At 59.9% G+C, this 25,801-nt stretch carries 25 protein-coding genes; 11 read left to right on the top strand and 14 right to left on the bottom strand.

What is annotated here, in order from left to right:
- Positions 1-417: 417 nt before the first annotated feature.
- Both PMI16_RS07325 and PMI16_RS07320 read right to left on the bottom strand, forming a co-directional pair.
- Complete coding sequence (locus PMI16_RS07325; protein WP_007878027.1) at positions 418-966, bottom strand: acyloxyacyl hydrolase; 549 nt, start codon at positions 964-966, stop codon at positions 418-420.
- A 308-nt stretch (positions 967-1,274) separates the two neighbouring features.
- Positions 1,275-2,168, bottom strand: a complete 894-nt coding sequence (locus PMI16_RS07320; protein WP_007878025.1) for an SMP-30/gluconolactonase/LRE family protein — start codon at positions 2,166-2,168, stop codon at positions 1,275-1,277.
- Between PMI16_RS07320 and PMI16_RS25770 the strand changes: the two genes are divergently transcribed.
- Entirely contained in the window at positions 2,167-2,478 is a 312-nt protein-coding gene (locus tag PMI16_RS25770) for a hypothetical protein (RefSeq protein WP_157212553.1), read from the top strand. The two genes, PMI16_RS07320 and PMI16_RS25770, sit on opposite strands and share 2 nt — an antisense overlap.
- Here the strand turns inward: PMI16_RS25770 and PMI16_RS07315 are convergent.
- The 8 genes from PMI16_RS07315 to araD1 all read right to left on the bottom strand — a co-directional run bounded on the left by PMI16_RS07315 (position 2,448) and on the right by araD1 (position 10,571).
- Entirely contained in the window at positions 2,448-3,218 is a 771-nt protein-coding gene (locus PMI16_RS07315; protein ID WP_007878024.1) for an SDR family oxidoreductase, read from the bottom strand. The two genes, PMI16_RS25770 and PMI16_RS07315, sit on opposite strands and share 31 nt — an antisense overlap.
- Before the next feature lie 12 nt (positions 3,219-3,230).
- Positions 3,231-4,403 (bottom strand): fumarylacetoacetate hydrolase family protein, encoded by a 1,173-nt coding sequence (locus PMI16_RS07310; protein ID WP_007878023.1) that lies wholly within the window; start codon positions 4,401-4,403, stop codon positions 3,231-3,233.
- A gap of 213 nt (positions 4,404-4,616) precedes the next feature.
- The gene (locus PMI16_RS07305) at positions 4,617-6,152 is read right to left on the bottom strand and encodes a UxaA family hydrolase (RefSeq protein ID WP_007878022.1); all 1,536 of its coding nucleotides are present in this window, start codon (positions 6,150-6,152) and stop codon (positions 4,617-4,619) included.
- A 111-nt stretch (positions 6,153-6,263) separates the two neighbouring features.
- A complete protein-coding gene (locus PMI16_RS07300; RefSeq protein WP_007878021.1) occupies positions 6,264-7,070 on the bottom strand; it encodes a transporter substrate-binding domain-containing protein in 807 nt (268 codons plus the stop codon).
- A 66-nt stretch (positions 7,071-7,136) separates the two neighbouring features.
- Complete coding sequence (locus PMI16_RS07295; RefSeq protein WP_007878018.1) at positions 7,137-7,871, bottom strand: amino acid ABC transporter ATP-binding protein; 735 nt, start codon at positions 7,869-7,871, stop codon at positions 7,137-7,139.
- Positions 7,855-8,505, bottom strand: a complete 651-nt coding sequence (locus PMI16_RS07290) for an amino acid ABC transporter permease (protein WP_007878016.1) — start codon at positions 8,503-8,505, stop codon at positions 7,855-7,857. Before PMI16_RS07290 ends, PMI16_RS07295 begins: the two co-directional genes overlap by 17 nt.
- Before the next feature lie 9 nt (positions 8,506-8,514).
- Positions 8,515-9,198, bottom strand: a complete 684-nt coding sequence (locus PMI16_RS07285; protein ID WP_007878015.1) for an amino acid ABC transporter permease — start codon at positions 9,196-9,198, stop codon at positions 8,515-8,517.
- A gap of 377 nt (positions 9,199-9,575) precedes the next feature.
- Complete coding sequence (araD1, locus tag PMI16_RS07280; RefSeq protein ID WP_007878014.1) at positions 9,576-10,571, bottom strand: AraD1 family protein; 996 nt, start codon at positions 10,569-10,571, stop codon at positions 9,576-9,578.
- Positions 10,572-10,808: 237 nt separating this feature from the next.
- Here araD1 and PMI16_RS07275 point away from each other — a divergent pair, with 237 nt between their 5' ends.
- Together PMI16_RS07275 and PMI16_RS07270 are read left to right on the top strand one after the other, a co-directional pair.
- Positions 10,809-11,828: a LysR family transcriptional regulator gene (locus PMI16_RS07275; protein WP_007878013.1), complete on the top strand. Its 1,020-nt coding sequence runs from the start codon at positions 10,809-10,811 to the stop codon at positions 11,826-11,828.
- A gap of 47 nt (positions 11,829-11,875) precedes the next feature.
- A complete protein-coding gene (locus PMI16_RS07270) occupies positions 11,876-12,724 on the top strand; it encodes a DUF3047 domain-containing protein (RefSeq protein WP_007878011.1) in 849 nt (282 codons plus the stop codon).
- A gap of 4 nt (positions 12,725-12,728) precedes the next feature.
- Here PMI16_RS07270 and PMI16_RS07265 read toward each other — a convergent pair whose 3' ends face one another.
- Positions 12,729-13,082: a DUF1304 domain-containing protein gene (locus PMI16_RS07265; RefSeq protein ID WP_007878010.1), complete on the bottom strand. Its 354-nt coding sequence runs from the start codon at positions 13,080-13,082 to the stop codon at positions 12,729-12,731.
- Between the two features lie 235 nt (positions 13,083-13,317).
- Between PMI16_RS07265 and PMI16_RS07260 the strand changes: the two genes are divergently transcribed.
- Positions 13,318-13,782, top strand: coding sequence for a hypothetical protein (locus tag PMI16_RS07260; protein WP_007878009.1), 465 nt, complete (start codon positions 13,318-13,320; stop codon positions 13,780-13,782).
- Positions 13,783-13,875: 93 nt separating this feature from the next.
- Here the strand turns inward: PMI16_RS07260 and PMI16_RS07255 are convergent, their stop codons facing one another.
- Entirely contained in the window at positions 13,876-15,069 is a 1,194-nt protein-coding gene (locus PMI16_RS07255; protein WP_007878008.1) for a M20 aminoacylase family protein, read from the bottom strand.
- Positions 15,070-15,357: 288 nt separating this feature from the next.
- Between PMI16_RS07255 and PMI16_RS07250 the strand changes: the two genes are divergently transcribed.
- From PMI16_RS07250 to PMI16_RS07235, 4 genes are read left to right on the top strand one after another with little or no spacing between them, the layout of a single operon-like run.
- Complete coding sequence (locus tag PMI16_RS07250) at positions 15,358-16,335, top strand: ABC transporter permease (RefSeq protein WP_007878007.1); 978 nt, start codon at positions 15,358-15,360, stop codon at positions 16,333-16,335.
- A gap of 1 nt (position 16,336) precedes the next feature.
- On the top strand, positions 16,337-17,248 hold the full coding sequence (locus tag PMI16_RS07245; protein ID WP_007878005.1) for an ABC transporter permease: 912 nt from the start codon (positions 16,337-16,339) through the stop codon (positions 17,246-17,248).
- Positions 17,249-17,250: 2 nt separating this feature from the next.
- A complete protein-coding gene (locus PMI16_RS07240; RefSeq protein ID WP_007878003.1) occupies positions 17,251-18,234 on the top strand; it encodes an ABC transporter ATP-binding protein in 984 nt (327 codons plus the stop codon).
- Positions 18,231-19,286, top strand: coding sequence for an ABC transporter ATP-binding protein (locus tag PMI16_RS07235; RefSeq protein WP_007878001.1), 1,056 nt, complete (start codon positions 18,231-18,233; stop codon positions 19,284-19,286). Before PMI16_RS07240 ends, PMI16_RS07235 begins: the two co-directional genes overlap by 4 nt.
- A gap of 61 nt (positions 19,287-19,347) precedes the next feature.
- On the opposite strand, the gene PMI16_RS07230 is transcribed toward PMI16_RS07235, so the two are convergent.
- Positions 19,348-20,769, bottom strand: a complete 1,422-nt coding sequence (locus PMI16_RS07230; protein ID WP_007877999.1) for a M20/M25/M40 family metallo-hydrolase — start codon at positions 20,767-20,769, stop codon at positions 19,348-19,350.
- A gap of 163 nt (positions 20,770-20,932) precedes the next feature.
- Between PMI16_RS07230 and PMI16_RS07225 the strand changes: the two genes are divergently transcribed.
- Positions 20,933-21,571 (top strand): LysE family translocator, encoded by a 639-nt coding sequence (locus PMI16_RS07225; RefSeq protein ID WP_007877991.1) that lies wholly within the window; start codon positions 20,933-20,935, stop codon positions 21,569-21,571.
- Here the strand turns inward: PMI16_RS07225 and PMI16_RS07220 are convergent.
- On the bottom strand, positions 21,568-22,422 hold the full coding sequence (locus PMI16_RS07220) for an AraC family transcriptional regulator (protein ID WP_007877989.1): 855 nt from the start codon (positions 22,420-22,422) through the stop codon (positions 21,568-21,570). The two genes, PMI16_RS07225 and PMI16_RS07220, sit on opposite strands and share 4 nt — an antisense overlap.
- Before the next feature lie 94 nt (positions 22,423-22,516).
- Here PMI16_RS07220 and PMI16_RS07215 point away from each other — a divergent pair, with 94 nt between their 5' ends.
- A complete protein-coding gene (locus PMI16_RS07215) occupies positions 22,517-24,643 on the top strand; it encodes a molybdopterin-containing oxidoreductase family protein (RefSeq protein ID WP_007877987.1) in 2,127 nt (708 codons plus the stop codon).
- Positions 24,625-25,692 (top strand): aminopeptidase, encoded by a 1,068-nt coding sequence (locus tag PMI16_RS07210; RefSeq protein ID WP_007877985.1) that lies wholly within the window; start codon positions 24,625-24,627, stop codon positions 25,690-25,692. The genes PMI16_RS07215 and PMI16_RS07210 overlap by 19 nt, the downstream gene beginning before the upstream one ends.
- Positions 25,693-25,801: the final 109 nt, after the last annotated feature.

The raw sequence follows: 25,801 nt of genomic DNA, 5'->3' as shown, positions 1-25,801 counted from the left end.
TGCCCCGCGCTCTCTCCAGGCAATACCTGCCAGTCACACCTCTGGCATCACCACTCCGCAAAACTGCATCGCATCTCCGCAATCAACCTCCCTCCAGGCCCCACCTCTTCTTCGCAACACCATCTCTCTTCTTCGTCGTATCCCTGTCTGGCTGACCCTCCGCAGGGGCAATACGGAATGCAGCTGTAGGACCAGCCACGCTCTCGTATGAGGCCTCTTCTGATCTGGCAACGCCCTCGCATCGAGCCTCTTCCGCCCGACTCCTCCGTCTCAAGCTTCTCTTGCTGAGAACAGCCGATAAGGTGCAGTATTCATCTGCCACGTACCACATCTCTTCTACGGACAATAAAAAAAGCCGGTCAATGACCGGCTTTTTTCTCAACCACCCGCCGTCTCAACGGCGAACAATCTGTGTAATCAGAACTTGTAAGCAGCTTTCAGCACGGCAAAGTTCACGCCGCCGTTTGGCTGCTTGATGCCGCCGTTCGAAAAGTGTTGCAGCTTCAGGCCAACGTCCAAGCCGTTTGCAAACACATAGCCGGTACCGAGGTGGTCGCCAAACTGAAATGCCGTCGACAGCTTCTTGGTGTCGTTGTTGTACAGGGAGGAGAACAGGTGAACGCCGATGCCGGCTTCGCCGTAGAAACCCTTCTTGTCATCGCGTTGGAAGCGGAAGACCGGTGTGAAACCGATGTCGGTGAAGTTCTTGCTGCTGTCGGTGTTGTTGTAACGCTTTTCATGCCACTCTGCGACCGTCAGATCCCAGTAGCCGCCGATGTGGGTGCCGTTGGATTGCCACCAGGCTGTGTTCTTCCAGTCCCATTGTGCGCCCAGACGCAGCATCTGGACTTTCGAGCCGGCGCCGGCTTCGACGGAGACAGAATCAACAGCGTAGCTGGAAGTTTGCAGGCCGATCAGGGCGACGGCGGCGACAGTGAGTTTGAGGGCAAATTTTTTCATCGACATGGAATTTTCGCTAGAGTAAATATTGTTGAATATCGAAACGGAGTCTGTTGTGCTGAGTAGGGATACGATCCACAAACACTTGGATGTATTTTCTCATAACAACTAGAAAAGAAAGCAAGTCTTGGAACAAGCGTGACCGTGATTGTCGCTGAAATTGGACAGCTTTGCTGGCCACCGCTCAGAACCTCATCATTTCATTGGCAAAGAAGCAATGCATTCTCGTTTTCATTGCATCAGCAGAAGGACGAGACAGTAAAGCAGACATCTGCAACACATCCCAAATCAGGAAGCGCGGTGTCTATCGTCGCTCAACCCTGATAAGCAAATTCCGGCAATCCCGCAACATCCACCCGCACAGACAAGACGCAACCGGACAGCGGGTACTGCACCAGCTCGGTTTCGCTGCGGCCATTCCTGCCGGTCGTGATGTAAAGCGTGCGCAGATCCTCGCCGCCGAATGCGACCATCGTTGGGCAACGGGCAGGCACTTTGATTTCCTGCAGAATCTCACCGCTTGCGGAAAGCCGCAATACACGTCCGCCTTCAAACATCGCGCACCAATATGCGTTCTCGCTGTCGACGGCAGCGCCGTCAGGACGACCGCCATAACCGGGAGCGGTCTTGTCCATGTCGAATTGCTTGAACAAACGCTTGTTGCTGGTCTTGCCGCCGGCGAGATCGAAATCGTAGGCGTCGATACGATGCGCCGGTGTATTCGAATGAAACATCGTGCGCCTGTCCGTACTGAATGCAACGCCATTGGAGGTCGTCACCGGATGCGCCGCATCGCGCAGTTCGCCTCGCTCGAAACAAAACAAGCTGCCCAGTTGCTGATCGCGCGGTTCGTAAATCGTCCCGGTCCACAAGCGCCCCATGGCGTCGCAGCGACCGTCATTGAAGCGCAGCTTACTTACGTCATAAGGCGCATCATGCAAACGGGTCATCGCGCCGCTGCCCGTGTCGAGCCGGAACAGGCCATTGCGCAAGGCCACCACCAGGCCGCCCTCGGCGTGCATGGCGATGCATCCGGGTTCTTCCGGCATCGGCCACGAGCGATGCGCATCAGTGGCGACGTGCAGGCGATGCACGGCCTTGCCGGGAATGTCGATCCAGTACAAAGCGCTTTCGCCGGCGTGCCATAGCGGGCATTCACCGAGTTGCATGGGAGGTGCGAAGGCGACCTGGATTTCAGTTGGAGACATGGGCAGCTATTCCGTAAGAAGAAACAGCATTATGCCTACTGAGCCGGAAACGGCACAACGTCAATCGAGAGAAATGAGAAAGAAAAATGCTTCACTCAATGCAACAATGACATCCGAAACACTGCGGCCTCCACCAATATCACTATCGGGAGAGGCCGCAGGAAAAACAAACAGCGTTACGACAAGACGTGTGGCAGAAAACTTATCGGACAAGCGCTCATTCAAACAACATAGCGATGTAGCAAACTACATTGTCGAAAGAGTCATCCGCCAAAACAATCAGTTGGACCAGCCGCCATCAATCATGTGAATTGCGCCGGTAGTAAAGGCCGATTCATCGGAAGCCAGGAACAGCGCCAGCAGCGCCACTTCTTCCGCCTTGCCGATGCGGCCCATCGGTTGGCGCGCCACAAACGCCTGGCGTACTTCCGCTTCGCTCTTGCCGCTTTCCTTGGCTTGCGTGGTGATGCGCTGATTCAGCGAAGGCGATTCGATGGTGCCCGGGCAGATGGCATTGCAGCGCACGCCTTGCGCGACGAAGTCCGCTGCGACCGATTTGGTCAGGCCAACCACTGCCGCTTTGCTGGCGCCGTAGGCGAAACGATTTGCCACGCCCTTGACGCTCGATGCGGCGGAAGCGATGTTGACGATGGAGCCCGACTTCTTGGCCAGCATGCCCGGCAGCACCGCACGGATGGTGTGGAACATCGCCTTGGCGTTCAGGTTGAAGGAGAAGTCCCAGGCCTTGTCGTCGCAATCCAGGATATTGCCGGCAGCGACGTAGCCTGCGCAGTTGAACAGCACGTCGACGGTGCCGATGTCGGCCACCAGTTGCTTGATCGCCGTATCGTCGGTCACGTCCAGCAGGCGGGTTTCCACACCGGCGATGCCTGCCAACTCATCGAGATGCTGCTTGCTGATGTCGGTGGCGATGACGCGGGCGCCTTCCCTGGCGAACAATTCGGTCGAAGCGCGGCCGATGCCTTGGGCTGCAGCAGTGATCAATACGGTCTTGCCGGCCAGGCGTCCAGAAGATTGCGATTGCGACATGGGGGATTTCCTTTAAATGAGTTTTCGTTGTGCGAGATTCTTGATCAGCGCCGTCAGTCCAAATGTCCACGGCGCGACCTTGTCGGTAAAGTTGACTTTATTCACCAGCGCCCCCAGTTTCGGCGTTGCAATCGTCACGATGTCGGCGACCTGATGCGTGAAGCCTTGCCCCGGGCCGAAGCGATCCTGCGTCGGCGCAAACATCGTGCCGAGGAACAGCACCAGTCCGTCAGGGTATTGATGGTTCGGACCGATCGCGTGTTCCACCAGATTCAGCGGATCGCGGCTGATCATCGCCATCGAGCTGCTGCCTTTGAGCGTAAAGCCTTCCGTACCGTCTACCCGCATTGTAAGTTCGGCGCGGCGTACATCGTCAATTGAAAAGTTTGCATCGAATAGACGAATGAAAGGCCCGACTGCGCACGACGCATTGTTGTCCTTGGCCTTGCCCAGCAGCAGGGCGCTGCGGCCTTCGAAATCGCGCAGGTTGACGTCGTTTCCCAAGGTCGCGCCGACCGTCTCGCCGCGGCTGTTGACGGCCAGGACGATCTCCGGTTCAGGATTGTTCCAGACAGATTTGGGATGGATGCCGACTTCATCGCCCAGACCGACGGAAGACAGCGGTTGCGCCTTGGTGAAGATTTCTGCATCGGGACCGATGCCGACTTCCAGGTATTGCGACCACACGCCTTGTTCCAGTAGTACTTCCTTGAGCCTGGCAGCGCCTTCGGAGCCCGGCACCACGCTCGACAGGTTGTCGCCGATGACGGCGGTGATAGCCTTGCGTACCGATTCCGCCTTGCCGGCATCGCCGCGCGCCTGTTCTTCGATCACGCGCTCCAGCATGCTGGCGACGAAAGTCACGCCGCTGGCCTTGACCGCCTGCAGATCGATCGGCGCCAGCAGCCACGGACGCGAGGTATCGCGGGTGGCCGCATCGGCGTTGGCCAGCAGTTCTTCCAGCGAAGCCAGGCGCGGCGCCTTGGCTTGTGCGACCGCTGCGGCAGGGTTGTCGAGTTCCAGCAACTGGCTCGATGTCGCCGCGATGGCGCTCAGGTCGTACACGCCGTTTGCCTGCACCTTGACCAGCACCGGTCCGACGTTCGGTTGCCAGATGCGGCCGATCAGGGTTGCTTGTTGATGATCTTCAGGCAGATGCGCCTGAATCGTGAATGCTTGTGCCATGCCTGCTCCAGATGATGGTCAGTCGAAGAATGAAACACCGGGAAGAATGCAACGAATTTGATGCTTGCCGCCCGGATGAGATGCTGAGAAATGTTTCCTGAAAAATTCCCTGAAACATGTCGCAACACCCAGAAGGAAGAACTGCCGAAGGCAAAAACCGCCGCCGGCAAAAACTGACACCGGCGACGGCAAGGAGAACAGACGATCAGCTCATCAGGTATAGACGCCGATATGCCAGGGCACGAATTCATCCTGGCCATAGCCATGCAATTCGCTCTTGGTTTTTTTGCCGGATGCCGTGTCGAGGATCATCTGGAAGAACTTGGCGCCGATTTCCTGCGGCGTGGCCATGCCGTCGGCGATCTCGCCGCAGTTGATGTCCATGTCTTCTTCCTGACGCTGCCATAGCGCCGTATTGGTCGCCAGCTTCAGCGACGGCGATGGTGCGCAGCCATAAGCCGAGCCGCGACCGGTGGTGAAGCAGATCATGTTGGCGCCGCCGGCGACTTGCCCGGTTGCAGAGATAGGATCGTAGCCGGGCGTGTCCATGAAGACGAAGCCCTTGGCCGTCACCGTCTCTGCATACTTGTAGACGTCCACCAGATTGGACGTGCCGCCCTTGGCGACCGCGCCCAACGACTTTTCCAGGATGGTCGTCAAGCCGCCGGCCTTGTTGCCCGCCGATGGATTGTTGTTCATCTCGGCGCCGTTCTTGGCGCAATACTCTTCCCACCACGCGATGCGCGCCAGCAGTTTTTCGCCGACTTCCGGCGAGACCGCACGACGGGTCAGCAAGTGTTCTGCGCCGTAGATTTCCGGCGTTTCCGACAGGATCGCGGTGCCGCCGTGCTTGACCAGCAGGTCGACCGCCGCGCCCAGCGCCGGATTGGCGGTGATGCCCGAATAGCCGTCCGAGCCGCCGCATTGCAGGCCCAGCGTCAGGTGGCTGGCCGGAACCGGTTCGCGCTTGATGTCGTTGGCCTTGGGCAGCATCTTCTTGATCTTTTCGATGCCGAGAGCGACCGTCTTGGCGGTGCCGCCGGTGCTCTGGATCGTGAAGGTATGGAAGTACTCGTTCTCTTTGAGGTTGTGCGCTTCCAGCAGGCCCGAGATCTGATTGGTTTCGCAACCGAGGCCGACGATCAGCACGGCGGCGAAGTTCGGATGCTTGGCGTAACCGGCCAGCGTACGGCGCAGCATCGCCAGCGGTTCGCCTTCCGAATCGACCGCGCAGCCGAGGCCGTGGGTCAGCGCGACGATGCCGTCGACGTTGGGGAAATCCGCCAGCGCTTCCGGATGGATGTCGCGGCGGAAATAATCCGCAATTGCGCGCGCGGCGGTGGCCGAGCAGTTCACCGAGGTCAGCACGCCGATGTAGTTGCGTGTGGCGACGCGACCGTCCGGACGCTTGATGCCCATGAAGGTGGCCGGCGTGTCGACGTAGTCGACCGGCTTGAAATCGGCGCCGAAGGAGTGTTCGCGCGAAAACTCCGCCATGGCCAGATTGTGCGTGTGCACGTGCTGACCTGGCTCGATGGCTTGGCTGGCGGTGCCGATGATTTGTCCGTAACGTTTGATCGGCTGGCCGGCGGCGATGGCGCGTGTCGCCATCTTGTGCCCGGCAGGGATCAAGGCCGCGACCCGCAGACCGTTCTCTTCTTCGAGAACGGTGCCGGTGATCAGCTGGCGGCGCGCAATGACAACATCATCGACAGGATTCAATCGGATGACGGGAGAAATTGGTTTCATGATGATCTCGGTAAATATTGGCAACTACGTATCGACAACTAAGAGAGTGTCATGCAAGCCGGCCGGCGTACGCAGATGCGCTGGCGCCGACCGTGCTGTGCATGTTGCTGCTTACTTCGCCGCAAACTGCGCCAGGTCAGGCATCGGCGTGCCGACCCATTGCTGATAGATCTGACCCAGGCGACCGTTCTTGGTGTTGGTGTCGATCCAGGCGTTCAGCCACTTTTGCAGTTCCGGTTCGTTTTGGCGGATGCCGATGGCGTAAGGGATATCCTTGATGGCGAACTTGGTTTCCAGGCCCTTCGTTGGATTCTGACGCGCGATCGCGGCAGCCAGCGCATTCGGCGTGCACAGACCGTCGACCTGGCCCGACACCACAGCGGCAGTGACGGTAGCGTCATCGTCAAAGCGCACGATGGTCGCACCCTTAGGCGCCAGCGGGGTCAGCAGCGAATCCTGCATGTTGCCGCGCACGACCGCGATACGCTTGCCGGCCAGGTCAGGCAGACCTTTGATCGCGGTGCCCTTTGGTGCGGCAACCACGAACTGCGAAGCACCGTACGGATGCGTGAAGGTGATGACCTTGGCGCGCTCAGGCGTGATGCTGAAGGTGGCGATCACCATGTCGGCCTTGCCGGTCATCAGGAAGGGTACGCGGTTCGGGCCGGTGACCTGCACGATTTCCAGCTCCACGCCCAGATCCTTGGCCAGCGCGCGTGCTGTTTCCACGTCCGAGCCTTGCGGTTCCAGCTTGGCGTTGGTCATGCCGAACGGCGGCGCACCGAGGTCGACGGCGATCAGTACTTTCTTGCGCGCCTTGATGTCGGCCAGCGTGTCGGCGTGGACGACCTGGGCGAAGCAGGCCAGACCGAGCATGACGACAGCAGCCTTTTTGGTGAAGTTCAGTAATGATTTCATGTTGTCTCCTGATGTATGGATTTTTACTGCTAGGTGGTGTTACCGAAGTTTCCTGTATTGCCGTAATTACAAATCGCTGCTGACGAATTTCGCCAGTTCGGCGGTTTTAGGATTGGTGAACAGCTCGTCCGGAGGTCCGATTTCCCAGACTTTTCCCTGATGCATGAACACCAGAATATCGGCCAGCTTGCGCGCAAACGCCATTTCGTGCGTGACCAGCACCATGGTCATGCCTTGTTTGGACAAGTCTTCCATGACCTTCAATACTTCGCCGGTCAGTTCCGGATCGAGCGCAGACGTCACTTCGTCGAACAGCATCAATTCCGGCGCCATCGCCAGCGAGCGGGCAATCGCCACGCGTTGCGCCTGGCCGCCGGAGAGCTGTTCCGGATAGGCTTCCTTCTTGTTTTCCAGGCCGACCAGCGTCAGGACATTGTGCGCGATTTTTTTCGCTTCCGCTGTCGCCATCTTTTTGATGGTCGTCAGCGCCAGCGTGATGTTGCGCTCCACCGTCACATGCGGAAACAGGTTGTAGCTCTGGAATACGATGCCGACCTGCTTGCGCAGTTCGCGCAGGTTGAGCTTGTCCGGATGATGGATGTCATGGCCGCAGACGTTGATGTCGCCCGAGTCGATGCGCTCCAGTCCGTTCAGGCAACGCAGCAAGGTGCTCTTGCCCGATCCGCTGCGGCCGATGATCGCGACCATCTGGCCTTTCTGCACATCCAGCGAGACGCCGTTCAACACCTTGTTCGTGCCGAAGCTCTTGTGCAGATTGTTGATGCTAACGATTGCTGACATTCAATTTCCTTTCAAAGTGCTTGCTCAGCGCCGACAGCGGATAGCAGAGACAAAAATAAATCAGGGCCACGCAGCCGAACACGGTGAACGGCTGGAACGTCGAGTTGTTGATGATCTGGCCGGCGCGCGACAGGTCGACGAAACCGATCACCGACGCCAGCGAAGTGTTCTTGACGATCTGCACCATGAAGCCGACGGTGGGCGGGATCGCGATCTTGAACGCCTGCGGCAGGATCACCTTCTGCAATTGTTCGAAGCGGTTGAAGCCCAGGCATTCGGAGGCTTCCCACTGGGTTTTCGGCACCGCTTCGATGCAACCGCGCCAGATCTCGCCGAGGAAGGCCGCGCAATACACCGCAAACGAAATCCCGGCAGCCACCAGCGGCGACAGTTTGAAACCCGCAATCGCCAGACCGAAGTAGGCCACGAACAGGATTACCAGCAGCGGGATGCCCTGGACTATCTGGATGTACCAGCTGGCGATGGCGCGCAGCGTCTTGTTGGGGGACACGCGCCACAGCGCGATCACGAAGCCGGCCACGCCGCCGAAGACGAACGCCACCAACGACAGGACGATGGTCCAGACCGCCGCCTGCAACAGGTATTCGACGTGTAAAAAGGTAAATGAGGTCACGTTTTCTCCTTACAGGTTTGTGCCGAGCTTGCGCTTGCGCACAAACGCAGTCTTCCCGATCAGCCAGAAGGCCGCGCGGAACAGGAAGGACAAGGCCAGGTAGGCAACGGCGATTACCACATACACTTCAAAGCTGCGGAAGGTTTCCGACTGCACCAGGTTGGCGGTGGCGGTCAGTTCTTCGGCGGAGATCTGCGAGGTGATGCTCGAGGCCAGCATCAGCAGGATGAACTGGCTGGTCAGCGACGGATAGACGCGTTCCACCGCCGGCAGCAACACCACATGCCAGTAGACGTGGAATTTCGACATGCCCAGGCATTCGGCCGCTTCGATCTGGCCGGGGTGGATGGAGTTGATGCCGGCGCGCATGATCTCCGCCGTGTAGGCGCCGACGTTGACGGTCAGCGCGATCACGGCGGAGGTTTCCGCGGTCAGTTTCAGGCCGATGCTGGCCAGGCCGAAATAGACCAGGAACACCTGCACCAGCAACGGCGTATTGCGGATGATCTCGACATAGGCCTTGACCAGCGCCTGCAGCAGCCAGCTCTTGCTTTTGAAGGCGATGGCGCAGAGGGTGCCGACCACAAAGCCCAGTACGATGGAAAGCGCGGACAACTGTATCGTCAGCCAGGCGCCTTCGAGCAAACGGGGCCAGTTGACGAACACGCTCATGAAATCAAAGGTGTAATGCATGAAGTCTCCAGAAGTCTTCGGGACGGCAGCTGATTCGTTAAGGCCGATGCATCGTCAAATAATGCCGGCCGCGATCGTGCTCTGCCGTGCGCTATCGCGTTGCGGCGGACGGCTGCGGCAGAATGGATGAAATGCTGGATGCGGATGTCGCTTGTGCGCGTGTCGACACGCACGTCGGTTGGAAGTGTTGTTGCATTGCTGGGTCTCCTTGCTGAGGCCTGGCGCCGGGCCGGGAATGTCCGCTACGCAGGACCGTTCATTATGATGATGCGCTCCGCGGATCGGATGTCCGGTCTGCGGAGCGTATCGGCAATCGCCTCTTGGCGGGCGCTTTTGTGTCGGTTAAAACAAAATTCCTGAAACTTGTGGCGCGAGCATCAAAGTACTTTGATGCCGTCGATGGCGATACGCGATTGTTCGCGCGTGATGCCGTTGACCAGCGGTTCGCCGAAATCGGGCAGGCTGATTTCAAAGCAATCGCCCAGTTGCGTGCGCACGCCGTCGGCGAACGACAAGGTCGCGGTGCCGAAGAAGTGCACGTGGATGTCGCCCGGGCGCAGGAATTGGTTGTACTTGAAGTGGTGATACTCCAGGTTCTCGATGGCGTGGCACATGTTGTCCTGGCCGGAGAGGAATTCCTTCTCCCAGATCACGCGCCCGTCGCGGCGAATGCGGCTCATGCCGACCAGATTGGTGGGCAGGTCGCCGACCAGCAGTTCAGGGCCGAAGGAGCAGTAGCGCAGCTTCGAATGCGCCAGGTACAGATAATTCTTGCGCTCGACCACGTGGTCGGAAAATTCATTGCCGATGGCGAAACCGAGGCGATGCGGCTGGCCGTCGTTGTCGATGATATACAGGCCGGTCAACTCAGGCTCTTCGCCGGCGTCTTCGGCAAACTCCGGCATCGGGAAGGCTGCGCCGGGATTGACCACGATGTCGCCGTCGCCCTTGTAGAACCATTCCGGCTGCGCGCCGATCTTGCCGCGACCCGGACGGCCGCCTTCCAGGCCCCACTTGAACATGCGCATGGTGTCGGTCATGGCGCTTTCGTCGTCGTCCAGCTTCTGGTGCATCTTGTCGCGCGTGGCGGCGCTGCCCAGATGGGTCAGGCCGGTGCCGGACACCAGGCAATGCGCCGGATCTTCATGATCCAGCGGCGCCAGGATGCGGTTTTCCTTCAGGATCGCGGCGTAGTCTTCTTGTGTATTGCTGTTGAGCAGTTGCGCCTGGCGTTCCAGCGAATTGCCTTCGGCAATCGCCAGCAGGGCCAGCTCGCGCATGGTGCCGACCTGGGAAATCACGTTGATGGCCTTGCCATTGACGATGCCGACCTTGCGGCCGCCCTGGCGGTCTTCGAATTGAATCAGTCTCACGGTGTCTCCGTATTTTTAGCGAGAAATTTGCAAAATGCATCTGATGCTGTGGCGCAGCAATTGCGAGCAACTGCTGCAACGCGCCCCTGCAAGAGGAAGAAATCAATCGATTGAGGTCAAACTCAGATTAATTTCGCAAATGTCTCGATGAAATTATTCGCATCCTTATGAGTATTAGGGATGGATGCGTTAGCATTGTGCTTTTGCTGGATCAGAATATAAGAGGCTTCCCCAACGATGTCTAATGACCTTAATTCATCGGGTGATAACCAACTGCAAGGACAAGACGACGCCGACGAGCCGCATCCGCCGCAAACACCGCAGGATGAGCCGTCCGTGCTGCCGTCGGTCAGCGCCATCGTCAGTCGCCTGCGCTTCAAGCAGGTCGCCTTGCTGACCGCGCTCGACGAGCAGGGGTCCTTGCACAAGGCCGCCGAAGTCATGCACATGACCCAGCCGGCGGCGACCAAGGCCCTGCATGAAATGGAGTCCGCATTGGGCGTCACCTTGTTCGACCGTTCGTCGCGCGGGATCGAGGCGACCGAGCTGGGCCGTTGCGTCATCCGTTACGCCCGCCTGATACAGAGCGACATCAGCAATCTGCGCGACGAGTTGCAGGGCATGCTGACCGGGCAGGGCGGGCGTCTGTCGATCGGCACCATCATGGGCGCCGCGCCCATGGTCACGCGCGCGCTGACACGCTTGCGCGAAGTGCAGCCGGAAGTGTCGATCGAAATCACCGAAGACACCAGCGCGCGCCAGCTGCTCTTGCTGGATCAGGGCCGCATTGATCTGATGGTGGGACGTTCGTCGGTCAGTTCGCAGCCGCAGTTGTACAACTATGAAATGTTGCGCGGCGAGCCGATGTGCATCGTCACCGGTCTCGATCATCCCTTGGCGACGGCGCAAAAGGTGCGCTTGCAGGAGTTGATGAGTTCGTCGTGGATTCTGTATTCCAGCAATATGCCGATGCGCATCTGGATCGAGCACGAGTTCAAACTGGAAGGCCTGAAGGTGCCCGGCAACGTCATCGAGACCGCATCGCCTTTCGTCACCGTCACTTTGCTGGCGCAATCGAACATGGTGGCCGTGATGCCGCTGGACATTGCGCACTTCTTCGCCGCCAAGCGGATGCTGTGCATCCTGCCCGTGCATTTGAAGACCCGCATCGAGCACTATGGTATCGTGACCCGCAAAAATGCCACCTTGTCTTCGATCGGCAAGATGTTCATCAATATCCTGCGTCAGCAGAACTGAGCTTAGGCCAGCGTGCGCACCGCATCTCACATCTTGCAAAGAAGCTCATGAAGCCAGTCGTCCCTCGTTCGGTTCGTTCAGTTCCTTCTCCGCTGCGCCTGGCAGTATTGACAAGCATCGTGGCCTTGCTCGCTGCGTGCGCCAACACGCAAAAGACCCATGATCCGGTGGCCAAGCAGATTCGCCTGGACCAGGCATTGGCCTTGTTCTCGACCAATCCGGCGGGCGGCTTGCCCAATGAGTGGGAACCGCTGGTCCTGATGCGCAAGAAGAAGACCACCGATTACGTGCTGGTCAAGGATGGCGACAAAACCGTCTTGCGCGCCTATGCCGACAAGGCATCCTCAGGCCTGCGCCATAAAGTCGACATTGACCCGATCAAGCAACCCTGGCTGACCTGGAGCTGGAAGACTTCGGCCCTGATCAAGACCGCCGACAACCGCTATCGCGACACCGAGGATTCGCCGGTGCGCATCGTGCTGGCCTTCGACGGCGACAAGAGCAAACTGTCCTTCATGGACACCATCCTGTTCGACACCGCCAAGCTGGTGTCGGGGCATGAGTTCCCCTACGCCACGCTGATGTACATCTGGGAAAACAAGGCGCCGAAAGAAACCGTCATCGCCAACACGCGCACCGGACGCATCCAGATGCTGGTGGCCGAAAGCGGCGCCGCCAACGTCGGCAAGTGGGTCAGCTACCAACGCAATATCGTCGACGATTACGTGAGAATCTACGGCGAGCAGCCGGGACGATTGATTGGTGTCGGCGTACTGACCGACACCGACAATACGGAAGAAAAAGTGGAAGCCTGGTACGGCGACATCCGCCTGCTGCGCCAGGCCACCGTCGCTGCGAAATCGGAGGCGGCAGAGGCGCAGCCGACGGCGAAATGATTGCTTAGCGACTGGCCAGCAACGCAATCAGCGCCAGCAACGCCGGCAATGCCTGCACATACAGAATCGATCGTTTGGCGGTGAGTCCGCCGTAGATTCCCGCGACCAGCACGCAAGCGACGAAGAACAGTTTGACGGCGCCGTCGCCGCCGATCAGTCCCCACGCCAGACCGGCAGCCAGAAAACCGTTGTACAAGCCCTGGTTGGCGGCCAGTACTTTGGATGCCTCGGCCGTTTCACGCGATTGTCCGAAGGTTTTCAGGCCGAAGGGCTTGGTCCACAAGAACATCTCCAGCACCAGAATCCAGACGTGCAAGACGGCGATCAGTCCTACGAGGAAGTCGGCGACCAGTTTCATTGTTTCTCCTTGTTGTAATTGATTCGCCGATCATGCCTGAAACAACAGTTTCTGAACAGGCATTGCCTTGAGCCTCCCTCGAGGGCTAGAATAGCGCCGGGCCTGACAGGAGGCCCGCTCTCGCGAAAGCTGACGCACCTGTCGATGTCGAAGCGGTACTTCCTTTTTCGGATAAACCCTGACGTACAACCTTGATCATGACCGTTGCGAGAGCGGGCACTATGAAAGGAACGTTATGTGGTCTACCTCCCATCCTCTTTTAAACTCCACCCGTACTGTTTCCGGCGAACCCGGCAACAACAGCGAATTCTTGCGTCGTCACGCGCGCCGTCTGGTGCGCAACGGCCGCGACGCGCAACCCAGCAAGGCCTTGCCGGTATTGCGTCGGGTCATCGACACCGGCGTCATGCCGGAGCTGAGCGTCACCGATCTCTACGCCGTGCGCGACACCCTGCAGCTCAAACACGTCTTGCACATGCTGGGCCGCGAACTCGGCTTTGCCGGCTGGGAAGCCTGCAAGCAGGAAATCGACCGTTGCGGTACCGAAGTGCTGGATCGCTATCGGTTCGAGCAAGGGCAGTTCGGCGACTTCCGGCAGAACTGGTTCAGCGACGAGCAAACCGCGCGTGAATGGCAGCAGCAAAACGGCGGTTACATCGTTGCCTATGGCAAGCAGGCGGTGGCGATACTGGCTGATTGAAGGGCGAACCCTGCACTGACAGGTTCCGATTGCGCGGGCAATAAAAAACGGCGTCGCGGTCAGGCGACGCCGTTTTATTCTGGTGCTCTTGTCTTATTGAGGCTTCAGGAAGGCCTCGGCCAGGCGTACCCAATACGTCGCACCGATCGGCAGCAAGTCATCGTTGAAGTCGTAGCTCGGATTGTGCAGATTGCACGGCCCCAGGCCGTGGCCGCTGTCGCGGTGGCCGCCTTCGCCGTTGCCGATGAAGACGTAGCAGCCGGGTTTGTGCTGCAGCATGAAAGCGAAATCTTCCGCGCCCATGGTCGGCTCGACGGTCGCATTCACGTTGTCGGCGCCGACGATGCTTTGCATGACCTCGACCGCAAACGCGGTTTCCTTGGCGTGATTGACCAGCGGCGGATAGTTGCGGTTGAAGGTGAAGTCGACTTCGGCATCGAAGGCGGCGCTGGTGTGTTCGGCGATTTCCTTCATGCGGCGTTCGATCATGTCCAGCACCGGGGTGCTGAAGGTGCGCACCGTGCCGATCAGTGCCGCGTTGTCGGGAATCACGTTGGTCGCGCTGCCGGCGTGGATCTGCGTGATCGATACGACGGCCGGATCGTTGGGATTGGCGTTGCGCGAGACGATGGTCTGCCAGCTCTGCGCGATCTGCACCGCCGTCATGACCGGGTCGATGCTCTTGTGCGGCTGTGCCGCATGCGAGCCCTTGCCCTTGACGACGACGTGGAACTCGTTGCTCGAGGCCATCATCGGTCCCGGCGTCACGCCGAAGGTGCCGGCCTTCATGCCCGGCCAGTTGTGCATGCCGAACACGGCATCCATCGGATACTTCTCAAACAAGCCGTCCTGGATCATGCGCTCTGCACCGCGTCCGCCTTCTTCCGCCGGTTGGAAAATCACATACACCGTGCCATCGAAATCGCGATGCTGCGACAAGTAGTGCGCCGCGCCCAGCAGCATGGCGGTATGGCCGTCATGGCCGCAGGCGTGCATCTTGCCTTCGTTCCTGGAAGCATGCGGGAAGGTGTTGAGTTCCGGCATCGGCAGTGCATCCATGTCGGCGCGCAGGCCGATGGCGCGCGTGCTGCTGCCGTTCTTGATGATGCCGACCACGCCGGTGATCCCGAGGCCGCGCACGACAGGGATGCCCCATTCGGTCAGTTTTTGCGCGACGACGTCGGAGGTGCGCTGTTCTTCATAGCTCAGCTCGGGATGCGCGTGGATGTCGCGGCGGATTTTTTGCAGTTCGGAATGGAATCGGGTGATGGGGTCGATGAGTTTCATGATGCGTGCCTTGTGGTGAAGCCTATATAAAACGCCTGCCGTCTTGCTGTATTGTCAATGCGCCAATGCCGAAACTGGGCCGGTGTTGAGCAAACCAGTTGCATGGTGTCCGGCGATGTACGAAGGATACCTCGGACGCCGATCATGCGCTGGTGCCGTGCCTATATTACTCTCAGGCCTGAGCGTACTCGATAAATGTAGTTGCTTATCCGGCATGATTTATGCACCATCACAACTTCGTGTGCAGATTGCCATCAAGCCATTCTTATAGCCTAGCCAAAACAGCCAATGCTCGTCTTCATCATCCGCCGTTGCGTACAGAGCGTCGCCGTACTGCTCCTGATGTCGCTGCTGGTCTTCGTCAGCGTCTACGCCATCGGCAACCCAATCGACATCCTCATCAGTGCCGACGCCGACCAGATCGAACGCGCGCGCGTGATCGCCGCCTTCGGCCTGGATCAGCCGCTGTGGGTGCAGTACTTTTATTTCATCAAAAATGCGCTGGCCGGCGACATGGGGCGCTCCTTCGTCTATGCCACGCCGGCGCTCGGACTGATCCTGGAACGCCTGCCGGCCACGCTGGAGCTGGCAATCTCGGCCATCCTGATCGCCATCGTGATCGGCCTGCCGCTGGGTCTGTGGGCCGGTCTGCGCCCCAGGAGCATCGCCAGCAAGACCATCATGACGGTGTCGATCTTCGGTTTTTCGTTGCCGACCTTCTGGGTCGGGCTGATGCTGATCATGGTGTTCGCGGTTGAACTCGGTTGGTTGCCCACCAGCGGGCGCGGCCAGACGGTGATGTTGCTCGGTGTTCCTGTCGGCTTCCTGAGCTGGGACGGACTCAAGCATCTGCTGATGCCGGCGCTGAATCTCTCGCTGTTCAACATTGCGCTGATCATCCGCCTCACGCGCGCCGGCACGCAGGAGGCGCTGCTGCAGGACTACATCAAGTTCGCGCGCGCCAAAGGCTTGCGCAACAGCCGCATCGTCGGCGTGCACGTGCTGAAAAACATCCTGATCCCGATCGTCACCGTGGTCGCGCTGCAGTTCGGTTCCATCATCGCGTTTTCCATCGTGACCGAATCGATCTTCGCCTGGCCGGGCGTGGGCAAGCTGCTGATCGATTCCATCCGCGTGCTCGACCGTCCGGTGATCGTCGCTTTCCTGTCGCTGATCGTGGTCATCTTCATCCTGATCAACCTGTGCGTCGACGTGTTGTACTCGGTACTGGATCCGCGCGTGCGGCTGTCGGAAGCGAAAGGCTGACATGTATTCAATCTTTACCCGGAAAATCACACAGGCCGACACGCCGTTCACGCGTTTCCTGCAAGGATTCTTCAGCAGCCGCATCGCTACTTTCGGTTTCATTTTGTTGCTGCTGATCTTGCTGGCGGCGATTTTTGCACCCATCATTTCGCCGCAAAATCCCTATGACCTGGAGCATCTCGACGTCATGGATTCGCGTCTGGAACCGGGCAAGACGTCGATGGAAGGCAACCTGACCTTCCTGCTTGGCACCGATGACCAGGGCCGCGACATGCTGTCGGCGATCCTCTACGGCCTGCGCATCTCGGTCATGGTCGGCGTCACCAGTACCGTGATCGCGCTGGCGATCGGCTTGTCGCTGGGCCTGCTGGCAGGTTACGCCGGCGGCCGCATCGAAGCGCTGATCATGCGCGTGGCCGACATCCAGCTGGCGTTTCCGCCCATCCTCGTGGCGCTGATCCTGTTGGCGCTGACCGGACGAGGCGTCGACAAGATCATCATTGCGCTGGTCACCGTGCAGTGGGCCTACTATGCGCGCACAACCAGAAGCACGGCGCTGGTCGAACGCAAGAAGGAATACATCGAAGCGGCACGCTTGCTCGGCCTGTCGCCGCTGCGCATCATGTTCCGCCACCTGTTGCCCAATTGCCTGCCGCCGCTGATCGTGATCGCTGCCTTGCAGGTGGCATCGGCGATTTCGCTGGAGGCGACGCTGTCTTTCCTCGGTCTGGGTTTGCCGGTGACCGAACCGTCGCTCGGCTTGCTGATTTCCAACGGCTTCCAATACCTGCTGTCGGGCAAATACTGGATCAGCTTCTTTCCCGGCGTGGCCCTGCTGGCGACGGTGGTGGCGATCAACCTGGTGGCGGATCAGTTGCGCGACGTGCTCAATCCTCGCCTGCAAGGACAATGAGCATGACGGCCACACTACAAGTAGAAAACCTGCAGACGCATTTCTTCTCGCGCGGCGGCATTGCGCGCGCGGTGGACGACGTATCGTTCACGGTCGAGCCGGGACAGGTCATGGGTCTGGTCGGCGAATCCGGATCGGGCAAATCGATGACCGGCTATTCCATCATGGGACTGATAGACGAGCCGGGCAAAGTGGTTGGCGGTCGCATCCTGCTCAACGGCGAAGACTTGCGCACCATACCGGCAAACCGGATGCGCGAAATCCGCGGCAATCGCATCGCCATGATTTTCCAGGATCCGATGATGACCCTGAACCCGGTGCTGCGCATCGATACGCAAATGACCGAAGCGGTGCTGGCGCATCAGGACGTCAGCAAGGATGCCGCACTGGCGCTCGCGCGCGACGCGCTGGTGCGTGTCGGCATCGCTGCGCCCGATGAGCGCCTGCATGCCTATCCGCATCAGTTTTCCGGCGGCATGCGCCAGCGCGTGGCGATTGCCATCGCCTTGCTCAACAAGCCGGACCTGATCATCTGCGACGAGCCGACCACCGCGCTCGACGTCACCATTCAGGGGCAGATTTTGTTCGAGATGCAGAAGCTGTGTCGCGAATCGGGCACGGCGCTGATCTGGATCACGCACGACCTGTCCGTCGTCGCCGGTTTGGCCGATACCGTCAGCGTCATGTACGCCGGACGCATCGTCGAAAGCGGCGCCGTGGCGCAAGTGCTGGCGCAGCCGCGCCATCCCTACACCTACGGCCTGATTGCTTCGGCGCCGTCCCGCAATCCGCGTGGGCAGCCCTTGCGGCAGATTCCGGGCAGCACGCCGTCGCTGCTGAACTTGCCGTCTGGCTGCGCCTTCCGCGATCGCTGTGCGCATGCCACGGTGGAATGTGCGCAGACGCCGGAGACGCATATTGTCGATGGTCGCGCCTTGCGCTGTTTCCACCCGATGGCGGATGCGCCGCTGGAGGTGGCGCCATGACATTGAATGCAGTGAAAGAACAGAACGTGCAGACAGACGCAGACACGCAACCCTTGCTGGAACTGCAGCATGTCGCCAAGCGCTTCGTCAAACCGCTCGACGGCGCGGCGAAGACAGCCAACCTGTTCACGCAACCATTCGGCCGCGTGCTGCGTGAAGAAGTCGTGCACGCCGTCGACGATGTCAGCCTGCATATCAACGCGGGTGAAGTGGTCGGCCTGGTCGGTGAATCCGGCTGCGGCAAGTCGACGCTGGGACGCATGGTCGTGGGTTTGCATGGCCTCACGGAAGGCAGACGCCTATGGCAGGGCGAAGATATCGACAAGCTGTCGCCGCAGCAGAAGCGTGAGCGGCAACTGGCGATCCAGATGATCTTTCAGGATCCGTATGCGTCGTTGAATCCGCGTCTGCGCGTGGTCGATATCGTCGGGGAAGCGCCGGTGGTGCACGGCATCATCGGCAAGCGCCGGCAGCAGGAATACGTCGCAGAACTTTTGCAGCGCGTGGGTTTGAGCGGCGACATGCTGCGCCGTTTTCCGCATCAATTCTCCGGCGGCCAGCGGGCACGGGTCGGCATCGCGCGTGCGTTGGCGGTGAAACCGAAATTCCTGGTCTGCGATGAAGCCGTGGCAGCGCTCGACGTGTCGATCCAGGCGCAGGTGCTGAACCTGTTCATCAAGCTGCGCGACGAACTCGATCTGACCTATCTGTTCATCAGTCACGACCTCGGCGTGGTGCGCCATATTTCCGATCGCGTGCTGATCATGTATCTCGGCCGCATCGTGGAGTCGGCGCCGACCGACGCCGTCTTTGCGCGCGCCAACCATCCCTACACGCAGGCTTTGCTGGCATCGGCGCCCAAGCTGGAAGTGGGCAAGGCAACGTACTTTGCGGTCAAGGGCGAGATCCCGTCCCCGCTCAATCCGCCGTCGGGCTGCCATTTCCATCCGCGTTGTCCGCATGCCATGCTGCGCTGTTCGGTGGAAAAACCGCTGCTCAGGGAAATCGCGCCGGGCCATCTGTCCGCCTGCCATCTCAACGACGCACAATAAAAAACGCCGGCGATCATGCCGGCGTTTTTCTTTCAAGCTTCAGCGCATAAGCTTCAGCACATTACGACGCCAGCTTCTTCACCAGTTTCAAGATGAATTCACGGCTGTCGTACAGGCGAGGAATCTCCACGCGCTCATCCAGTCCGTGCGTGCGCAGGTCGGCCGGATCAAAGAACAGGCCGGAAACGCCGTACATCGGAATCCCCGCATTGCGCGCAAAGCGGCTGTCGGTGGCGCCGGTGCTCATGAAAGGGATGACCGGCACGCCCGGCCACATTTCCCTGGTCAGGGTTTCGATGGTCGAGAACATGTCGCCCTGCAACGGCGACACCGGGCTGCGCGTCGGCTTGGCAAACTGGCGCATGGTGATCTTGTCGTTGGCGCCATTGTTGGTGATGACCTGCTTTAGTTGCTTTTCGACGTTGTCCGGGTCGTCGAACGGCAACATGCGGCAATTGACCACGGCCTTGGCTGATTGCGGCAAGGCATTCTCGGCGTGGCCGGCGTTGACCATGGTGGCGGTACAGGTCGTGCGCAACTGTGCGTTATACAGCGGCGTCTTCGACAAGCGATCGATGACGGCGGGATCGGTGCTGCCGTTGCCGACGGCGCGCATGTCCTCCGCCAGTTGGCCCGACATCAACGGTGCGGTGCGGCTGAAGTAAGTCTTGGTGACCTCGGCCAGCATCACCGGGAAACGGTAAGCGCCGAGGCGCGCCAGCGCTTCCGACATGCCGTAGATTGGATTGGTGATGGTCGGCAGCGAGCTGTGACCGCCGACGTCGCGCAATTCGAATTCATAAGTGGTGTACAGCTTTTCGGCAATCTGCACGCGGTGCAGGTTGGGCTTGCCGTTGCGCAGCTCACCGCCGCCGCCTTCGTTGATGCCGAATTCGGCTTGCAACAGTTCCGGCTTGTTCTTGAGCAACCACATGGCGCCGTTGCTTTCGACGTCGCCGCGTTCTTCATCGGCAGTGAGCGCCATGATGATGTCGCGCGTGGGCTTGAAGCCTTCCTGCTTCAATTGCGCCAGCACGGAGACGAAGGCGGACGCCATGGCCTTGTCGTCGATCGAACCGCGCGCGGTGAAATAGCCGTCGCTCTCCTGCAGCTTGAAGGGATCGGTCTTCCAGTCTTCGCGCTTGGCTTCGACCACGTCGATGTGCGCCATCAGCAGCATCGGCCGTTTCGCGCCGGTGCCTTTCCAGCGCAGCACCAGGTTGCCCTTGCGCGGGAAGGGTTCGATGATCTGCATCTCGTCCTTGCCGAAACCGGCTTTCAGCAATACCGCCTGCATGGCCTGCACTGCTTGTGTGGTGCTGCCGACCGAATGGGTGGTGTTGATTTCAACCAGTTCCTTGTAGATCGCATGGAAATGCTGCTGCTCCGGCGTCAGGGTTTGCATCTGGGCAAAGGCGCTGCCGCAGGTTGCAAGCGCTGCGGCACAGGCGATATGGCGCAAGGGAGGAAAGCGGAATGTCATGGGAAGTGTCTCCTTCGTTGTTGGTTGATGTTGCAATGGGGAAATGAAGAGTAACGCAACAAGCCGTGGCGCGTACAGAGGCGATGACGCAATTTTGTTCAATACGAGCTCCGCCAGCACGCCTAGCATCGCCATCTCGATTCAAACATCCGGATGGCAAAACATGGTCTTGCACGAATTCCTCCTGCTGGCGACGGCGCACTGGCTGGCGCTGGTCAGTCCCGGTCCCGATTTTCTCCTGCTGTTGCGCAATGCCTTGCGTCACGGCCGGCGCAACGGCATCGGCACCAGTCTCGGCATTGCCTGCGCCAACGGCGTGTATATCGTGATGGCGCTGACCGGCTTCAGCGTGCTGCAACACAGTCCCGCCTTGCTGCTGGCGATGAAATTGCTGGCCGGCGGATATCTGGCCTATATCGGCTGGGCTTTTATCCGCGCCAGCCGTAGCCCGCAGTCGCTGATGTGGCAACGGACTGATCGCGAAGAGAAAACGCATCACGGTTTCTTCAAAGGTTTCGCTGCCGGCTTTCTGTCCGGCGGCCTGAATCCGAAGAACGGCTTGTTCTATCTGGGATTGTTCACGCTCATGGTGGGCGCGACAACCGGGACGGAGATCAAGATGCTGTACGGCGCGTGGATGTTTGCGGCGGTCTTTGCCTGGGATGCGGCACTGGTGCTGGCGGTGTCCGACGAGCGCGTCGCTGTACGTATTGCGGACTATTTCCCGCGCGCCGAATGGCTGGCGGGCGTGGTGTTGCTGGTGGTTGCGCTGGGGATAGTGGCCGCGACGCTGTTCGCTTAGCCGCCGAGCTGATATTGCGCGGGCGTCGCTGCAACGCGCGCCTTGAAGGCGCGATGGAAATGGCTCTGGTCGGCAAAACCGGTGCGGTAAGCAATATCGGCCAGCGAAGCGCCGCGCCGCAGGAAATCGCGCGCCAGGTTGATGCGCATGTCGATCTGCAGCGCATGCGGCGTCATGCCGTAGCGGCGGCGAAACTGGCGGATCAACTGATAACGGCCGGTGCCGGCCAGTTGCGCGAGCGTGTCGAGTGTTATCTTGTCGCAGCAATGGTGTTGCAGATAGTCGTGCGCGGGTTGCAGGTCGGAATCTGCCTGTGCTGAGCCGGTGTGGGCGTCGTGCATTTCATCCGATGACGGCGTGCAAAACGCAGCAAACAATTCGCATAGCGCATCGACCAGCACCGTCTCCTTTTGCAGGGCGTCTTCGCCGTCGCGCATGGCGTCGCTGATCTTGTTCATCAGAGCACATGCCTGCGGCGAACGCAGCACTTGCGAGACCAACGCCATGCGCGGCGACATGCCGGCTTCGTCGAGCAATGCGCACAGCCATTCCTGATCGATATGGAACATGCGGTAGCTCCAGCTTTCCCGCTGCGCCGGGTTGCAGGAGTGCACTTCGTTGGCGGCAATCAGCACCACGTCACCGGGTCGTATCGGCGTCTCGCGGCCGGGTAGCGAGAACACGCTGGTCCCGGCGTCAACGATGCCGATGGAAAACGTCGGATGCGTGTGCGGCGTATAGCAGCTGACGCTGCCGACGGCGCGCCGGCCTTCGAAGAACGGCAAGGCCGGATCGCGCCAGAATTCGACCGCGGGAGTCGTGTCGGGAACCGCAGAGTCTTGAGCCTGCATGATGAAAGCATCTGAAAGGGATGCCGCATTTTAAGATAAAGTAAGCGCTTGCCGCCCAATCCGGCTCCAGTTTCTTCTCAGTTTCCTAATTGTCATGAATTCCGTGCCGAATCCAGTGTCTTCCAGCTCCGATCCCATCATCGTCCGCGGCGCCTGCCCGCACGATTGTCCCGACACCTGCGCCTTGCTCGTCACCGTCAAGGACGGCGTCGCCACCGAAGTACGCGGCGATCCGGACCATCCGACCACGGCGGGCGTGCTGTGCACCAAGGTGTCCCGCTATACCGAGCGCACTTATCACAAGGAGCGCCTGCTGCATCCGATGAAACGCATCGGCAAGAAGGGCGAGGGCAAGTTCGAGCGCATCAGCTGGGATGAAGCACTGGACACCATCGCCGCGCGCTTGAAGGACGTCGCCGCGCGCAATCCGCAAGCCATCTTGCCGTACAGCTATGCCGGCACCATGGGCCTGGTGCAGGGCGAATCGATGTCGATGCGGTTTTTCAACCGCATCGGCGCGTCGCTGCTGGACCGCACGATTTGCGCTTCGGCCGGCGGCGTGGGCTACAAGTACACCATCGGTACGCGCATCGGCGCCGACACCGAACACGTGCAGGACGCGAAGCTGATCATCATCTGGGGCGGAAATCCGATTGCCTCCAATCTGCATTTCTGGACGCGCGTGCAGGAAGCAAAACGACGCGGCGCCAAACTGATCGCCATCGATCCCTATCGCTCGCTGAGCGCCGACAAATGCCACCAGCACGTTGCGCTGCTGCCCGGCACCGACGCCGCGCTGGCGCTGGGTTTGATGCATGTGCTGATCAACGGGAACCTGCTCGACGCCGATTACATCGCGCACTACACGCTGGGCTTCGATCAATTGAAGCAACGCGTGCAGGAGTGGCCGCCGCAACGCGTGGCCGACGTGTGCGGCATCAGCGCCGACGAAGTCATCCAGCTGGCGCGCGAATACGGCGGTGCGGCGCAGCGCGGCGAGATCACCATGATCCGCGCCAACTATGGCTTGCAGCGCGTGCACGGCGGCGGCATGGCGGTGCGCAATCTGGCTTGCCTGCCGGCGCTGGTCGGCGCGTGGCGGCATGCCGGCGGCGGCTTGCAATTGTCGACGTCGGATTCGTTTCCGAAGAACAGCGCTTTCCTGCAGCGTCCCGATTTCTTGCCGCGGCATGGCGTGGCCACTCGCACCATCAACATGAGCACCATCGGCGACGATTTGTTGCGGGATGCCTCCGAAGAATTCGGTCCGCGCGTGGAAGCCATGATCGTCTACAACTCCAACCCGGTCGCGGTCGCGCCCGAGTCGGGCAAGGTGGTGCAAGGTTTCGCGCGCGAGGATTTGTTCACGGTGGTGCTGGAGCATTTCCAGACCGACACAGCCGACTACGCCGACATCCTTTTGCCTGCGACCACGCAGCTGGAACACGTCGACGTGCATGCCACCTACGGCCACGTCTACATGATGGCGAACAACGCCGCCATCGCACCCTTGGGCGAGTCGAAACCGAATACGGAAATCTTCCGCCTGCTGGCGGCGCGCATGGGTTTTGACGATGACTGCTTCAAGGACAGCGATGACGCGATCGCGGCTCAGGCATTCGATCGCAGCAACGAACGGGCCGCCGATTACGATTGGACGCGTCTCAAGGAAAAGGGCTGGCAGCGCCTGAACATGCCCGTGGCGCCATTCGCCAACGGCGGCTTCGGTACGCCGTCGGGGAAGTGCGAGTTCTATTCGGCGCGCATGCAGGCAGACGGTTTCGATCCGCTGCCGACCTATATCGCACCGCACGAATCGGTCGCCAGCAATGCGGCGCTTGCAGAGAAATATCCGCTGGCGATGATCTCGCCGCCGGCGCGTAATTTCCTCAACTCGTCTTTCGTCAACGTGCAGAGTCTGCGCGACACCGAAGGCGAGCCGCATCTGGACATGCATCCCGACGACGCCGCTGCGCGCGGCATCGCGAACGGCGCAGCGGTGCGCATTTTCAACGACCGCGGCAGCATGCTGGCCAAGGTGCGCGTGACGCCCAAGGCGCGTCCCGGCCTGGTGGTGGGACTATCGATCTGGTGGAAGAAGTTTTCCGTCGACGGCAAGAATGCCAATGAAGTGACCAGCCAGCGGCTGACCGACATGGGCAATGCGCCGACGTTCTACGACGTGCTGGTGCAGGTGGAGTCATGGGTGGGAGGCGCTTAGAGAGCATTGTTTTGATTGCCGGCTGCCTGTTCGTGGCCGGCTGCTCTTCGCTGGGCTCATTGGGGTATTACGCGCAGGCGGCGCATGGGGAGTTCTCGTTGCTGGCGCAGGCCAGGCCTATCGACGATTGGTTGGCCGATCCGGCCACCTCCGAACGTTTGCGCGCCAAGTTGCAGACCGTGCGCGAGATCCGCCGTTTCGCGGTGGAGCAGTTGTCCTTGCCCGACAACGGCAGCTACAAGAACTATGCGCAGCTGCAGCGTCCCTTCGTCGTCTGGAGCGTGGTGGCGGCGCCGGCCTTGTCCCTGCAGGCGAAGCAGTGGTGTTTTCCGATTGCCGGTTGCGTCGATTATCGCGGCTATTACAGCCAGCAGGATGCACAGGATTATGCCGACGGACTGGTCGGGCAAGGCTACGACGTTCAGGTGCTGGGTGTGCCGGCGTATTCGACGCTGGGCTGGTTCAACGATCCGGTCATGTCGACCTTCATCAATTATCCCGACGGCGAACTGGCGCGCCTGATTTTCCATGAACTGGGCCATCAGGTGGTCTACGTCAAAGGCGACTCGCAGTTCAATGAATCCTATGCCACCACGGTGGAAGAGCTCGGCCTCGAGCGCTGGTTGCAGGCGCGGCATGACGACAAGCTGACGCAGGCATACCGCGTTTTCGCCGCACGCAAGGAAGACTTTCTTGAACTCTTGCTGAAATACCGGTCCCAACTGGAAGCCGACTATCAAAGCAATGCCGGCGACGCCGACAAGTTGCAGCGCAAGGCTGCGATCTTCGATGCCTTGCGCGCCGAATACCGGCAACTCAAGGTCCGCTGGGGGGGATTCAGCGGTTATGACCGTTGGTTTGCCATGCCGCTGTCGAATGCACATCTGGCGCTGGTCGGCACCTACCATGACCGGGTGCCGGCGTTTCGCGCCCTGTTTCGCCAGAGCCGCGATTTCGCCGATTTCTTCGAGCGCGTGAAAGCGCTGGCGAAGCTGGACAAGCCTGAGCGCGACGAGCAGTTGGATCGTTTGCAAGCTGCGGCAAAATAGCTTGTCGTCAGTGCTACAGTAGCTCAGTGGGAGTACAGTGGAAATTTTATTGCCGGATTGACTATTTTTGAAAATCGCTTCAAATCGACAGAAAAAGTTGCCAGTTTGA

It is taken from the genome of Herbaspirillum sp. CF444, from assembly GCF_000282135.1.
In the GTDB taxonomy this organism is placed as follows: domain Bacteria; phylum Pseudomonadota; class Gammaproteobacteria; order Burkholderiales; family Burkholderiaceae_D; genus Herbaspirillum.
This window is presented reverse-complemented; position numbering and strand designations above follow the sequence as displayed.

What these genes read in the sequence shown, in the direction of transcription:
- PMI16_RS07215 (WP_007877987.1), top strand. Translation starts at nt 22,517, where the DNA reads ATGAATTCCGTGCCGAATCCAGTGTCTTCCAGCTCCGATCCCATCATC.
- PMI16_RS07235 (WP_007878001.1), top strand. Translation starts at nt 18,231, where the DNA reads ATGACATTGAATGCAGTGAAAGAACAGAACGTGCAGACAGACGCAGAC.
- PMI16_RS07325 (WP_007878027.1), bottom strand. Translation starts at nt 966, where the DNA reads ATGTCGATGAAAAAATTTGCCCTCAAACTCACTGTCGCCGCCGTCGCC.
- PMI16_RS07270 (WP_007878011.1), top strand. Translation starts at nt 11,876, where the DNA reads ATGAAGCCAGTCGTCCCTCGTTCGGTTCGTTCAGTTCCTTCTCCGCTG.
- PMI16_RS07240 (WP_007878003.1), top strand. Translation starts at nt 17,251, where the DNA reads ATGACGGCCACACTACAAGTAGAAAACCTGCAGACGCATTTCTTCTCG.
- PMI16_RS25770 (WP_157212553.1), top strand. Translation starts at nt 2,167, where the DNA reads ATGGGCAGCTATTCCGTAAGAAGAAACAGCATTATGCCTACTGAGCCG.
- PMI16_RS07250 (WP_007878007.1), top strand. Translation starts at nt 15,358, where the DNA reads ATGCTCGTCTTCATCATCCGCCGTTGCGTACAGAGCGTCGCCGTACTG.
- PMI16_RS07315 (WP_007878024.1), bottom strand. Translation starts at nt 3,218, where the DNA reads ATGTCGCAATCGCAATCTTCTGGACGCCTGGCCGGCAAGACCGTATTG.
- PMI16_RS07295 (WP_007878018.1), bottom strand. Translation starts at nt 7,871, where the DNA reads ATGTCAGCAATCGTTAGCATCAACAATCTGCACAAGAGCTTCGGCACG.
- PMI16_RS07275 (WP_007878013.1), top strand. Translation starts at nt 10,809, where the DNA reads ATGTCTAATGACCTTAATTCATCGGGTGATAACCAACTGCAAGGACAA.
- PMI16_RS07210 (WP_007877985.1), top strand. Translation starts at nt 24,625, where the DNA reads ATGGGTGGGAGGCGCTTAGAGAGCATTGTTTTGATTGCCGGCTGCCTG.
- PMI16_RS07305 (WP_007878022.1), bottom strand. Translation starts at nt 6,152, where the DNA reads ATGAAACCAATTTCTCCCGTCATCCGATTGAATCCTGTCGATGATGTT.
- PMI16_RS07225 (WP_007877991.1), top strand. Translation starts at nt 20,933, where the DNA reads ATGGTCTTGCACGAATTCCTCCTGCTGGCGACGGCGCACTGGCTGGCG.
- PMI16_RS07265 (WP_007878010.1), bottom strand. Translation starts at nt 13,082, where the DNA reads ATGAAACTGGTCGCCGACTTCCTCGTAGGACTGATCGCCGTCTTGCAC.
- PMI16_RS07285 (WP_007878015.1), bottom strand. Translation starts at nt 9,198, where the DNA reads ATGCATTACACCTTTGATTTCATGAGCGTGTTCGTCAACTGGCCCCGT.
- PMI16_RS07310 (WP_007878023.1), bottom strand. Translation starts at nt 4,403, where the DNA reads ATGGCACAAGCATTCACGATTCAGGCGCATCTGCCTGAAGATCATCAA.
- PMI16_RS07300 (WP_007878021.1), bottom strand. Translation starts at nt 7,070, where the DNA reads ATGAAATCATTACTGAACTTCACCAAAAAGGCTGCTGTCGTCATGCTC.
- PMI16_RS07260 (WP_007878009.1), top strand. Translation starts at nt 13,318, where the DNA reads ATGTGGTCTACCTCCCATCCTCTTTTAAACTCCACCCGTACTGTTTCC.
- PMI16_RS07220 (WP_007877989.1), bottom strand. Translation starts at nt 22,422, where the DNA reads ATGCAGGCTCAAGACTCTGCGGTTCCCGACACGACTCCCGCGGTCGAA.
- PMI16_RS07255 (WP_007878008.1), bottom strand. Translation starts at nt 15,069, where the DNA reads ATGAAACTCATCGACCCCATCACCCGATTCCATTCCGAACTGCAAAAA.
- PMI16_RS07320 (WP_007878025.1), bottom strand. Translation starts at nt 2,168, where the DNA reads ATGTCTCCAACTGAAATCCAGGTCGCCTTCGCACCTCCCATGCAACTC.
- PMI16_RS07230 (WP_007877999.1), bottom strand. Translation starts at nt 20,769, where the DNA reads ATGACATTCCGCTTTCCTCCCTTGCGCCATATCGCCTGTGCCGCAGCG.
- PMI16_RS07245 (WP_007878005.1), top strand. Translation starts at nt 16,337, where the DNA reads ATGTATTCAATCTTTACCCGGAAAATCACACAGGCCGACACGCCGTTC.